The sequence below is a fragment of the uncultured Capnocytophaga sp. genome (assembly GCF_938029845.1).
GTDB lineage: Bacteria > Bacteroidota > Bacteroidia > Flavobacteriales > Flavobacteriaceae > Capnocytophaga.
In genome coordinates this window covers 102,601-113,938 of the sequence record NZ_CALHGG010000168.1, presented here as the reverse complement: position 1 = coordinate 113,938, position 11,338 = coordinate 102,601, and the positions used below count along the sequence as shown (strand labels likewise).

General features: G+C 40.2%; 12 protein-coding genes. 5 read left to right on the top strand and 7 right to left on the bottom strand.

Annotated elements, in window-relative coordinates; genetic code table 11:
• Positions 1-52 precede the first annotated feature (52 nt).
• Together sucC and Q0625_RS13235 are read left to right on the top strand one after the other, a co-directional pair.
• Positions 53-1,246 carry an ADP-forming succinate--CoA ligase subunit beta gene (sucC, locus tag Q0625_RS13240; protein WP_298828178.1) on the top strand — a complete coding sequence of 398 codons (1,194 nt, stop codon included), beginning with the start codon at positions 53-55 and terminating at the stop codon, positions 1,244-1,246.
• 61 nt (positions 1,247-1,307) lie between these two features.
• On the top strand, positions 1,308-2,315 hold the full coding sequence (locus Q0625_RS13235; RefSeq protein WP_298828176.1) for a beta-ketoacyl-ACP synthase III: 1,008 nt from the start codon (positions 1,308-1,310) through the stop codon (positions 2,313-2,315).
• Here the strand turns inward: Q0625_RS13235 and Q0625_RS13230 are convergent.
• The 6 genes from Q0625_RS13230 to Q0625_RS13205 are packed head-to-tail and all read right to left on the bottom strand — an operon-like array spanning position 2,262 to position 7,950.
• A complete protein-coding gene (locus Q0625_RS13230) occupies positions 2,262-2,888 on the bottom strand; it encodes an aminotransferase class IV (RefSeq protein ID WP_298828174.1) in 627 nt (208 codons plus the stop codon). The two genes, Q0625_RS13235 and Q0625_RS13230, sit on opposite strands and share 54 nt — an antisense overlap.
• Before the next feature lie 4 nt (positions 2,889-2,892).
• Positions 2,893-3,843 carry an aminodeoxychorismate synthase component I gene (locus tag Q0625_RS13225; protein WP_298828172.1) on the bottom strand — a complete coding sequence of 317 codons (951 nt, stop codon included), beginning with the start codon at positions 3,841-3,843 and terminating at the stop codon, positions 2,893-2,895.
• The gene (locus tag Q0625_RS13220) at positions 3,843-4,967 is read right to left on the bottom strand and encodes a nucleoid-associated protein (RefSeq protein WP_298828170.1); all 1,125 of its coding nucleotides are present in this window, start codon (positions 4,965-4,967) and stop codon (positions 3,843-3,845) included. Before Q0625_RS13220 ends, Q0625_RS13225 begins: the two co-directional genes overlap by 1 nt.
• Before the next feature lie 39 nt (positions 4,968-5,006).
• The gene (locus Q0625_RS13215; RefSeq protein ID WP_298828168.1) at positions 5,007-5,636 is read right to left on the bottom strand and encodes a rhomboid family intramembrane serine protease; all 630 of its coding nucleotides are present in this window, start codon (positions 5,634-5,636) and stop codon (positions 5,007-5,009) included.
• A 7-nt stretch (positions 5,637-5,643) separates the two neighbouring features.
• Positions 5,644-6,159: a hypothetical protein gene (locus tag Q0625_RS13210; protein ID WP_298828166.1), complete on the bottom strand. Its 516-nt coding sequence runs from the start codon at positions 6,157-6,159 to the stop codon at positions 5,644-5,646.
• Positions 6,160-6,171: 12 nt separating this feature from the next.
• Positions 6,172-7,950: an AMP-binding protein gene (locus tag Q0625_RS13205; RefSeq protein WP_298828164.1), complete on the bottom strand. Its 1,779-nt coding sequence runs from the start codon at positions 7,948-7,950 to the stop codon at positions 6,172-6,174.
• A gap of 435 nt (positions 7,951-8,385) precedes the next feature.
• On the opposite strand from Q0625_RS13205, the gene dnaB reads away from it, so the two are divergent.
• Positions 8,386-9,951 (top strand): replicative DNA helicase, encoded by a 1,566-nt coding sequence (dnaB, locus tag Q0625_RS13200; RefSeq protein WP_298828162.1) that lies wholly within the window; start codon positions 8,386-8,388, stop codon positions 9,949-9,951.
• A gap of 1 nt (position 9,952) precedes the next feature.
• On the opposite strand, the gene Q0625_RS13195 is transcribed toward dnaB, so the two are convergent.
• Complete coding sequence (locus Q0625_RS13195) at positions 9,953-10,492, bottom strand: isochorismatase family protein (protein ID WP_298828160.1); 540 nt, start codon at positions 10,490-10,492, stop codon at positions 9,953-9,955.
• 161 nt (positions 10,493-10,653) lie between these two features.
• Here Q0625_RS13195 and Q0625_RS13190 point away from each other — a divergent pair, with 161 nt between their 5' ends.
• The gene (locus Q0625_RS13190; protein WP_298828157.1) at positions 10,654-10,941 is read left to right on the top strand and encodes a hypothetical protein; all 288 of its coding nucleotides are present in this window, start codon (positions 10,654-10,656) and stop codon (positions 10,939-10,941) included.
• Between the two features lie 11 nt (positions 10,942-10,952).
• Positions 10,953-11,249, top strand: coding sequence for a cell division protein ZapA (locus Q0625_RS13185; RefSeq protein WP_298828155.1), 297 nt, complete (start codon positions 10,953-10,955; stop codon positions 11,247-11,249).
• Positions 11,250-11,338 lie beyond the last annotated feature (89 nt).

Below are 11,338 nucleotides of genomic sequence, written 5' to 3'. Positions count from 1 at the left end.
AGGTTATATCATTATTTTTTTGTAAATTTGCAACTACAAATAAAGTTATATTATGAATTTACACGAATATCAAGGAAAGGAAATCCTCTCAGGTTTCGGAGTACGCGTACAACGTGGAGTTGTAGCCACTACCGCTGAGGAGGCTGTTAAGGCCGCTGAAAAACTAACTCAAGATACAGGTACCCAATGGTATGTAGTGAAAGCACAGATCCATGCAGGGGGACGCGGTAAGGGCGGCGGTGTAAAGCTAGCTAAGAACTTGGATCAGGTTAAAGAAATCTCTTCTCAGATTATTGGCATGAACCTAGTAACACCTCAGACTCCTAAAGAGGGTAAGAAAGTACATCAAGTACTTATCGCTGAGGACGTTTTCTACCCTGGTGAGAGCGAACCTAAGGAATATTATATGTCCATATTGCTCAATCGTGCCAAAGGAAAGAATATGATTATGTATTCTACTGAAGGGGGTATGGATATAGAGGCGGTAGCAGAAAAGACCCCTCACCTTATCTTCACTGAGGAGATAGACCCAGAATTGGGATTGCTTCCTTTCCAAGCAAGAAATGTGGCTTTTAACTTAGGATTGGAAGGCGAAGCCTTTAAGGAAATGGTCAAGTTTGTAACTTCCCTATACAAGGCTTATATCGCTTCCGATGCAAATCTTTTTGAAATAAACCCTGTCTTAAAGACTTCTGATAACAAAATACTTGCTGTAGATGCTAAAGTAACTATTGATGATAATGCACTCTATCGTCACAAAGATTATGCTGAGTTGCGTGATACACGTGAAGAGCGTCCTATCGAAGTAGAGGCTAAGGCTGCAGGTCTTAACTATGTGGATTTGGACGGAAACGTAGGTTGTATGGTTAATGGTGCAGGACTTGCTATGGCTACCATGGACCTTATCAAGCAAGCAGGAGGAGAACCTGCCAACTTCTTGGACGTAGGAGGTACTGCCGATGCAGCACGTGTGGAAACTGCTTTCCGTATAATCCTAAAAGACCCTAATGTGAAGGCTATTTTGGTGAATATCTTCGGAGGTATCGTACGTTGCGACCGTGTAGCTCAGGGTATTGTAGATGCTTATAAGAATATGGGAGCTGATATTAAGGTACCTATTATTGTACGTCTACAAGGAACCAATGCTGAGATTGCCAAAGAAATCATTGACAAATCTGGTCTTGCAGTACATTCTGCTATTCAGTTCCAAGAGGCAGCTGACAAAGTGAAAGAAGTATTGAAGTAAAATTACAATTTATAATTGGAAAGCCTTGCGTGTCAAGGCTTTCTTTTTAATATAATAGCTTATGTATAATTCTATTATCACAGGTACAGGATATTATGTGCCAGAGAATATAGTAACCAATGATGATCTCTCTAAGCTCATGGATACATCTGACGCATGGATACAAGAGCGAACAGGGATTCAGCAGCGACATTTTGCTACTCGAGGAAAGGATACAACTACCTCAATGGGAGTACGTGCTGCGCAAATGGCTATGGAGAAAGCCAAAATAAACAAAGAGGATATTGATTTTCTTATTTTTGCGACTCTTAGCCCTGACTATTATTTCCCAGGATGTGGTGTATTAGCTCAAAAGGAATTGGGACTTCATACGGTAGGTGCTTTGGATATTCGCAACCAATGTTCAGGCTTTATCTATGCACTATCCGTGGCTGATCAGTTTATCAAGACAGGGATGTATAAGAATGTCTTGGTAATAGCTTCCGAGATGCAGTCTCCAGCCTTAGACCTTACCACTCGTGGGCGTAATATGGCAGTACTTTTCGGAGATGGAGCAGGAGCAGCCGTACTTTCTCGCTCTGAGGACAACGGAAAGGGGATACTCTCCTCTCACCTACATAGCGAAGGAGCACATGCTGAAGAATTGGCTATTCTTACCCCTGGGGTAGGGAAGAAGTGGGTGACTGATCTTCTGAAGGAAAATGATCCAGAGGACACTTCTTATTTCCCTTATATGAATGGACAGTTTGTCTTTAAGAATGCTGTGGTGCGTTTCTCAGAAGTAATTATAGAGGGACTTAAGGCTAATAAGCTTACCGAAAGCGATATAAACCTATTCATACCTCACCAAGCGAACTTGCGTATCTCCCAGTTTATCCAACAGAAATTCAATCTTCCCGATGCCAAGGTGTTCAACAATATCCAGAAATACGGTAATACAACTGCCGCTTCCATAGCGATAGCTTTGGCTGAAGCCGTAGAACAAGACCGTATCAAGGAAAATGACATCATTCTCTTAGCTGCTTTTGGTAGTGGCTTCACTTGGGGAAGTGTAGTGATTAAGTGGTAAGGTTAGTTCACCTAGATCTAACATAGCATTGATTAGCCCTATATATCCAAAGGACGGTATGTCTTTTTGGAATATGGGGCATTCTTCTATTTTCCCCTCTTTCAATAACCGTTGCCGACAAGTACCATTGAGCAGAAAGGAGGTAGGGGTATACCACTTAACCCCGTCAGAGAATACGAGATTAGCATAGCTACTATCGGTGACCATTCCTTGTTTTATAAAGATGACTTCATCGGTAGGGGCTTCTTTCTTGAGACGGTTGAGTTGTTCTCTATCAGAGAATTTATAGGAATAATCTAAATCTCCTACATCTACACAACTTATTGACTTAATAGGAGTTATTTGGTAAGGAATAACTTCTAATGTATAATCATAGGCACTATATACAAAACGAATTTTGTATTTTCCTTTTTTGGGAAGGACTTGTTGGCTTAGAATATCTTCTAAAGAAAATACTTTTTCACTAGGGAAAAAGTGTGAAAAAGTATTCTTTAAGCGTTCTTGGTGGTATTCTATATGGAAAATATGACTATCCAATAGTTTGATAGTCTCGATAAACTTATTTTTCTGCATATTCTTAGTTAGGAATATATATTTTTTCTAATATTTCCTTGTATTCACTCTCAGGCTTGCTTTGAGCCGTGATTCCTGCACCACTTTTATAATAGAATTTTTCTCCTGTACGTTCAATGAATCGGATAAGCACACAAGTATCAAGAGACTGTCCATCGAAGATACCAGCAATTCCTGTATAATAACCTCTCTGGTAAGTTTCTGCTTCCTGAATGATTTCCATAGTTTTCTCTCTTGGTGCCCCACAGATAGAACCCGCAGGAAGGAGTTTGGACAAGATTTCTCCTAAGTGTTCCTGCCAATTGTTCTCAAGTGTTCCTATAATCTCTGAACTGGTTTGTAACAGATTCCCTGTGGACTTTTCTATGACATCTACATAACGAAACTTACTTACATGTATATCAGTGGCTACCTGCGCTAAATCCATAGAAAGTAGTGTGACTACTTTCTTATGTTCGTCTATCTCTTTCGGATTGTTTAGTAGTAGGGCTTCAGCATTGGGTATAGTGGCGCTGATAGTTCCCTTCATGGGATAGGTTTTGATTTTATTAGCCTCTATTTTTACAAAGATTTCAGGAGAAAAACATACCCATTCATCTTTGTAAAGAATTTTATATTTGGCTTTGGCATTCTGGTATATTTTTTCTAGAGAAACAGGTGCTATTTCAGTAGCAAAAGTAAGATTGATAAGCTCTGTATCCCCCTTTTTTAAGTGAGAGAATACTTTTTCGAAGGATTCCTCAAAAGTTTTATAAGGGATGGGATACTTTTCTATTGTAATAGGCTCACAGATAGGTGCTTTTTCTTCAGAAAAGGAAAAATGAATGTCCTTAGGCAATTCTGAGAGGGGAAATACTTGCCCTTGGGTTCCTTGATAATTGACAACAAAGAAGCAAGGAGTTCGTTTTTCTCCTAGTTGATTGAGCTTTTCAGCCCATTTGGGAAGTGTATTCATTAGCTTTTTTTCTCTTCGTTAAAGTAAATGAGGTAGTAGAACATGCCGCGTTCTTCATCCCAACCTTTTTCTACAAATTTTTCAGCGGATTCAGGATTAATGAAGTCCATACGGATTTGTACATTGGTATCAAGGTCTATGATATTTTTGATTTTCTTACGCATATCCGATACGGCTTTATTGACAATGGGGAAGGAAGAAACGTCCTCTATATAGTATTTCTTTCCCTTGGTCTCTTTGAAGTTGTGAAATTCGGGAATCAGATCCATATAACCCTCCTTAGGGCTTTGGTCTTCATCCTCCTCGTGGGCAGCATATTCCTTTTTGAATACCTTGTCACCCAATACTTCATTGAGGAAGTGGGTTTCCTCAAACTCGTCATTCTTGGCAAAGTGGTTTACCGCACGATTCATGAATAGGATTTCTTCTTGTTTTCCCTCGGTAGGAAGCACTACTTCCTTAGCGAAATCCTGACACATCTTGAGGTACTTTTTGGTAAAGAAAGCATCATCAGCAAGGACATCAATCCCCAAAAACTGTTCAGTCCAGTACTTGGTATCATAGCGATTGCTATCCACAGAAAGTATTTTGTATCCACCTTCTTCATTGACATTGAAGATAAGGCATCCCTTGTCCAATCTGTTGACATTTACGCCTTCTTCCAAGAGGATATCCAATTGGTTTTGTCCTTGTTCGAATTGGAGAAAATTCTGTTTCATCTCGGACTTGAAGATTCCAATAGCCTCCACCTTGGTATTGTCAAGGGTGATATGGGTGAGATAGGCTACATAGAGCTCGCCAGACTTGATATGAGGGTGATTGGATTGCTCATACAATAGCTGGGCAATACGTAGCGAATGGGTATGTATGGTAGAAGGATTTGCGAAAACTTCATAAGCTATGGCAAACATTTCATTGAACTCCAAGGAGGTTTCATTGACAAAGCGCATATAGTTCTCTTCCTTTTCTCTGAAGGGTTTTAGGAAATATTCCTTGAGCACGCTAGTAATTTGGTCATTCAGGGTATAAGGTTGCTGTGAGAGAAAAAGGTTTTCTCCCTTCTGCATATTCCCTACCTGATGTATGGAAAGGGACTCTATTTGAGTATTAAAGAGGTCAAGCATTTGTTTAGAGAGTTAAAATGGGCGCAAAGATAGAAAAAATTATTTTTGTAGCAATCGGTATCCCATATACCCCAAAGGCAGCGCCATGATGCCTAAGTAAAGGGCATTCTCAGCTATAAGCAGGGGCTGTAAGAAGGCGATAACAACGATTCCAAAGATAGCTCCACCTAAGTGAGCAGCATGTCCTATATTGTCTCCCTGACGAGGGTTGAGCATTTGGTATACAGAATAGCCAAAGTAGATAGCCCCAAAGAGCCAACCAGGCATAAAGTTAACCCTTAGTTGTGGCGTAAGTGCTATGGCAGCAAAGATGATACCTGAAACCCCTCCTGAGGCACCGATGGCAGAATAATAGGGCTGATGCCTATATATGTATAAGCAAAAAAGATTTCCTAAGATAATGGATCCCAAATAGATCAGCATAAATACCCCTGCTCCCATGCTTTCGATGATGATCTTGTGGAAGAAGAACAGAGAGATCATGTTGAATATCAGGTGTTCCCACCCAGCATGTAGAAAGCCAGAAGAGAGCAGTCGCAAGTAGTCTCCCTTTTGTACGGATCTTACATTGAACATATAGCGCCTAAAGAAATCCTGATGGTTGAAGCCATGATAACTGATTCCTATAGTGGCTATAAGAATGCTGTAGAAGAGAATGTCTGTAATCATGTTCTATTTAGGAATAATATTCGTCCTCACTGTAACCGTGATATTCATCAAACTCATCTTGGTCAAACTCAAAGTCGTTGAACTCCGAGTCGAACTCATCGAAATCTTCTGCCACGAAGTTCTTCTCTGGGGCATCTTCAGGAACAAAACCATGAGAGGTTAGGATATGGGGATAGGTAACCCCTTCTACTTCATGTCCTATTTCCTTTAGATCAACGAAGAAAGTCCACATATTGTAGAAGTCATATACATAGAGGAAGTGACGGTTATCCTCGTCCATCACTGATTCCAAGATGGTATCAGCCATTACAGGAGTATCTCCTTCAGTATCAAAGAGGCTGAACTCTTCTCCTTGGTTCCAGTCTTCATCACTCTTGTAGAAAGAGGCCATTTCTTCCCCATTGAAGCCAAAGGATTTTGAGATACATTTGTGAAAATCCTCCAAGCTGATATGGCTTTCCACTTCTATATCACGGAATACATCGGTATCCACGTCTAAAATTACTCTAAAACGATATATCATAATGAATGTTTTCTAAGATTCTTTGTTGTAAAAAGTGTTATACATGTCCTTGTATTTCTCAAGAATAATACGGCGCTTGAGTTTCAGGGTAGGGGTGAGGTGTCCTGCATCTATACTCCACTCATCAGGGGTAAGAGCAAATACTTTCACTTGCTCCCACTTACCTAATCGCTTATTGATACGCTCTATTTCTTGTTCTATACGCTCATATACACGCTTGTCCTTGGCAAGGGCTTCATTGCTCAAGGTTTCACTGACCCCATGTCGCTTGAGCCATTCACGAACAAAGGCAAAATTAGGCTGGATAAAGGCTGCTGGCATCTTTTCTCCTTCACCTACTACCATGGCTTGTTCTATAAAGCGAGATTGTTTGAGCTTGTTTTCTATATATTGAGGAGCAATGTACTTACCTCCAGAGGTCTTGAACATCTCTTTTTTGCGGTCGGTAATGGTTAGGAAGCCTTCCTCATCCAATACGCCTATATCTCCTGTATGGAAGAACCCATCTTGGTCAATGGCTGCATGAGTTTGCTCTTCATTTTTGTAATAACCTAGCATGACATTAGCCCCTTTGCAGAGAATTTCTCCATCTTCAGCTATTTTAACCTCAATATTATCAATAGGCTTCCCTATGGTACCCACTTTCCAGAGATGCCCTTTTTTGCAATTAACCGAGATCACAGGTGCCGTTTCTGTAAGACCATAGCCTTCCCAGATAGGAATGCCTGCGGCGGAGAATACCCTAACTAAGCGTGGTTGTAGTGCTGCACTTCCACAAATCATCTGCAACTGTCCGCCCAATGCCTTTTTCCATTTGGAGAAGATGAGTTTGCGGGCTACCTTGAGTTTCATGTCGTACCACCATCCATTTTTTCCATAGGGTTCATATCGGTATCCCAATCGTAATGCCCAGAAGAATAAGGTCTTAGCAATGCCAGAGAGTGCAATTCCCTTGCTGTAGATACTGTCAAATACCTTTTCAACCACACGAGGTACCACAGTAATGAGTCGAGGCTTTACTTCTCCTATATTAACAGCTACCTTTTCAAAGGATTCGGCAAAGTGCAAGCGAATACCATTATATTGGTATAGGTAAGTGAGCATCCTCTCAAAGATATGACATACAGGCAAGAAGCTCAGACAAACATCTCCTGCTTTTACAGGGACCCTCGAATGACAATTTTTGATATTACTCAAGATATTATCATGGGAGAGCATCACTCCCTTAGGTTTTCCAGTAGTACCCGAAGTATAGATAATAGTGGCCATATCTGTAGGCTGTATCTGTGCTTTAAGAGCTTCCACCTGTGGTTGGTTTTCAGTATCTTCCCCTTTGGAGAGGATTTCCTGCCAATCACGTACATTTGCAATGGAGTCAAAGGAAAATATCTCTTCTAAAGTAGGCACTTCTGAGGTGATACTTGAGACCTTATCCCATAAGTCCTTATCCGAAACAAAGCAATATTTTATTTCTGCATGGTTAAAAATGTATATATAATCTTCTTTAGGTATGGTAGGGTAGATAGGTACATTGTGTGCGCCAATCTGCATGATCGCCATATCTAAGATGTGCCACTCAGTACGATTGTTGGAGGAGACCATAGCAATCTTGTCCTTAGGTTTTACTCCCAAGCGTAACAAAGCACGGCTTACTTGGTTGATCCTCTCCACATACTCCTTGGAAGAGAGAGGAACCCATTTTTCATTATATTTTGTAACTAATGCGTTTTCAATAGGATACTTTTCTAATTGATAAGCCGGAATATCAAACAAACGAGTTACGTCTTTCATTTAAATCTAATTTTTAGTGCATCTATTCTTGTGGCAAAGTTACAAAAAATAATTATTAATTGTTAATGCTTACTCATTAATTGATAAAGTTTGTTGTAAGTAATTCATTTACAAGTAGGTAAAAGAAAGGAGAAGAGGGGAAAAGGAGAAATATGAATAGTGAGTTTATACATCATAGCTCAAATATAGATAATTAACCATTGTTCTATTTTTGTTGAAAAATAAAATTTCTATTCTACAAGGCAGAGAGAAGAATCATGAAAGAGCCTAATATCAGTTCTTTAGCTTTTTGCTTTTATGGATTTTTGTCTTAGGAAAGATATCGGAAGAACCTCAAGGAGGAGGGGAGTATTTTCCTTATCAAAAAAAGCATGTATTTTTGCGTCAGATTTCAAGTGTGTATTGTAAAAATCTAAATGCTTAAAAATTAAAGATATGGAAAATATTTCTCCACAAACTATTGAATCTGTAGTGATGCCACGTCCGATTTCTTCCCTTGAGAAGGGCAGGATCCCTCCCCAAAATTTGGAACTGGAGGAGGCTGTTCTCGGTGGCATGCTCGTAGATAAGCGTGGGGTAGATGAGGTGATTGATATTCTTTCCGATGAGGCTTTTTATGTGCCTGCTCACCAGAAGATATATGCAGCTATTGATAAGTTATTCAAGGAATCAAAGCCTATAGATATGCTGACCGTTCGTGAGCAATTGCTTAAGGATGGAACTCTTAAGGAAGTAGGTGGGGCTGCTTATTTGGTACATCTGACAGAAAAAGTATCATCTTCCGCCCATATCGAATACTATGCACGTATTCTCATGCAGAAGTATATCCAGCGTAGGCTCATTAAGATGTCCAATGAAGTTATAGAAGAGGCGTATAATGATGAAACGGATGCTATGAACCTTTTGGATAGTGCAGAGGAGAAGCTATTTTCTATCTCTCAAGGGAATATTACTCGTACTTCAGAGTCTGCCTTTGACTTGGTTAAACAGGCGATCAAAAAGATAGAAGAATTACATAATAGGAAAGAGGAGTTCAGTGGGATTCCTTCGGGTTTTACTAAGGTAGATGAGCTTACAGCAGGTTGGCAACCTACCGATCTTATTATTGTGGCAGCACGTCCGGCGATGGGGAAAACAGCCTTTACCCTAAGTATGGCGCGTAATATTGCGGTAGATAGCAAGATTCCTGTGGCTTTCTTCTCTTTGGAGATGTCCTCCATTCAACTCATCACAAGGCTTATCTCTTCCGAGACGGGGATAAGTTCCGATAAGCTGCGTACAGGAAAGCTTACCGAGGAGGATTTTGAGCGCCTTACCTACAAGACACAGACCCTCTTGGAAGCCCCTTTGTATATAGATGATACGCCTTCACTTTCTATCTTTGACCTCAGAGCAAAGGCGCGCAAAATGGTCTCTCAGCATAAGGTGAAAATCATCTTTATAGATTACCTACAACTGATGACAGCCAATGCATCGGGTAAAGGGGTAGGAAATCGCGAGCAAGAGATTTCCACTATCTCTCGTAACCTTAAGGCTTTGGCAAAGGAATTAGACCTGCCTATTATTGCCCTTTCTCAGCTTTCACGTAATGTAGAAGGCCGTTTAGGTCACAAGCGTCCCCAACTCTCTGACTTGCGTGAGTCTGGAGCGATAGAGCAGGATGCTGATATTGTAACCTTCCTCTATCGTCCAGAGTATTATAAGCTGGATACATGGGACGATACAGAACAATCTTCCACAGCCAATCAGGCAGAGTTTATTGTCGCCAAGCACCGTAATGGGGGATTGGAGAATATTCGTTTACAGTTTATTAATGGGGTGTTTAGTAACTTAAGCCCCCTCTTTTCCGGCCAGTCGGCTAGTCAGGGAGGCGTACAATCTTTCTCATCCAAATTCAATGACCAAGAAGAGGAAAGCAAGCCAAGCGCTCCACTACCCAAAGGGGATGTTAATAATGCTTTTGGAGGAGGAAAGCCCGATACCTCTGATGTGCCTTTTTAATCTATTTGATAAGCCTTGCAATCTCTCGGAATTTCTCATGAGTGGAAGTCTTTAGTAGCGCAAATAAAGCGGCTTCTACGCTGATGATTTTCCCCTGTGCTTGCCGAATCATCTCAAGACCTATATTTTTATTTTCTAAAGTACGAGAGGAGACAGCATCGCTAGCTACAAAAACGTCATACCCTGCTTCTATCAAATCTACAGTGGTTTGGTAGATGCAGATGTGAGTTTCTATACCAATAAGTAGGACTTGCTTGCGCTTATTTTTCTTAACTTTCTCAACGAAAGCCTCTGTTCCATAAGCCGAGAAAGTGGCTTTGGCAATAGGAGATTCTCCTGAGAGGTGTTCGGCAATAAGTGGTGAGGTAGCTCCTAATTTTTCAGGTGTTTGTTCTACCCATACAATAGGAATATCCAATAGTTGGCAGCCTTGTACAAGGCTGCTACTTTGTTTTAGTACCTGCTCGGACTGATAGACGATTTGTGATAATTTTCCTTGAATATCAAGGATAACTAATTGAGTATCATTGATAGATAGCATATATTGGCTTTTTTAAATTAAACAGAACAAAGATAGTAAAAATAGCGCAAATAAGCCCTGATTATCTTTGAAAAAATAAAATTTGTTGAATAGTTGCTTATAACTCTAAAAAGTATTATCTTTGCACACCAAAAGTAAGGGTTATTATCTCTTTTGAAGAAATGGAAGAATGGATTGAAAAAATAGAGAGGTTACTTCCTCTGGTACAGGAATATGTACTTTCTTTAGAAGAGAAAAACAAGGAATTGATGCTTCAAGTAGAGGAGCTAACAGGTCAGTTGCAAGAGATAACACAACTGAGTCAGCAGCAAGAGCAGAAGTATCAAGCACTGAAGGTAACCCAAGCTCTTTTAGGCAGTGATGAAACTAAAACGGAAGCCAAGCTCAAAATAGGTAGGCTCATTCGTGAAATAGAGCAATGTATTGTACAACTTTCACATGATAAGTAATATTCCAAGGAATGAGTGAAAAGCTACGAATTACCTTGAAAATAGCCGATAGGGTATATCCCCTAAAGATAGACCCTAATCAGGAAGAAGCCTATCGCCAAGCTGCGGAAAGGATTAACAAACAGATTACATATTTTGAGCAGAATTTTCCTGTGAAAGACCGCCAAGATTCCTTGGCTATGTGTGCCATTTCCTTGGCTACACCGCTCTTTCAGGAGAGCCTTGCTGATGAAAATCAAAAGGAGAAAAATATAGAAAGATTAGAAAAAATACATCAGACTTTAGTAGAAATCAGTAATAACAGATAAAGATTACTGCCTGCAAGAATAGTTTTTTTGGTAAACTCAACAGAAAATAATTCAGAAGAGTGAGTCAAATCACTAAAGCGTGCCGCTTT

Coding starts and splice junctions, on each gene's coding strand:
- Q0625_RS13185 (WP_298828155.1), top strand. CDS start 10,953: ATGAGTGAAAAGCTACGAATTACCTTGAAAATAGCCGATAGGGTATAT.
- Q0625_RS13195 (WP_298828160.1), bottom strand. CDS start 10,492: ATGCTATCTATCAATGATACTCAATTAGTTATCCTTGATATTCAAGGA.
- Q0625_RS13230 (WP_298828174.1), bottom strand. CDS start 2,888: ATGCAGAAAAATAAGTTTATCGAGACTATCAAACTATTGGATAGTCAT.
- Q0625_RS13220 (WP_298828170.1), bottom strand. CDS start 4,967: ATGCTTGACCTCTTTAATACTCAAATAGAGTCCCTTTCCATACATCAG.
- Q0625_RS13215 (WP_298828168.1), bottom strand. CDS start 5,636: ATGATTACAGACATTCTCTTCTACAGCATTCTTATAGCCACTATAGGA.
- Q0625_RS13225 (WP_298828172.1), bottom strand. CDS start 3,843: ATGAATACACTTCCCAAATGGGCTGAAAAGCTCAATCAACTAGGAGAA.
- dnaB (WP_298828162.1), top strand. CDS start 8,386: ATGGAAAATATTTCTCCACAAACTATTGAATCTGTAGTGATGCCACGT.
- Q0625_RS13210 (WP_298828166.1), bottom strand. CDS start 6,159: ATGATATATCGTTTTAGAGTAATTTTAGACGTGGATACCGATGTATTC.
- Q0625_RS13235 (WP_298828176.1), top strand. CDS start 1,308: ATGTATAATTCTATTATCACAGGTACAGGATATTATGTGCCAGAGAAT.
- sucC (WP_298828178.1), top strand. CDS start 53: ATGAATTTACACGAATATCAAGGAAAGGAAATCCTCTCAGGTTTCGGA.
- Q0625_RS13190 (WP_298828157.1), top strand. CDS start 10,654: ATGGAAGAATGGATTGAAAAAATAGAGAGGTTACTTCCTCTGGTACAG.
- Q0625_RS13205 (WP_298828164.1), bottom strand. CDS start 7,950: ATGAAAGACGTAACTCGTTTGTTTGATATTCCGGCTTATCAATTAGAA.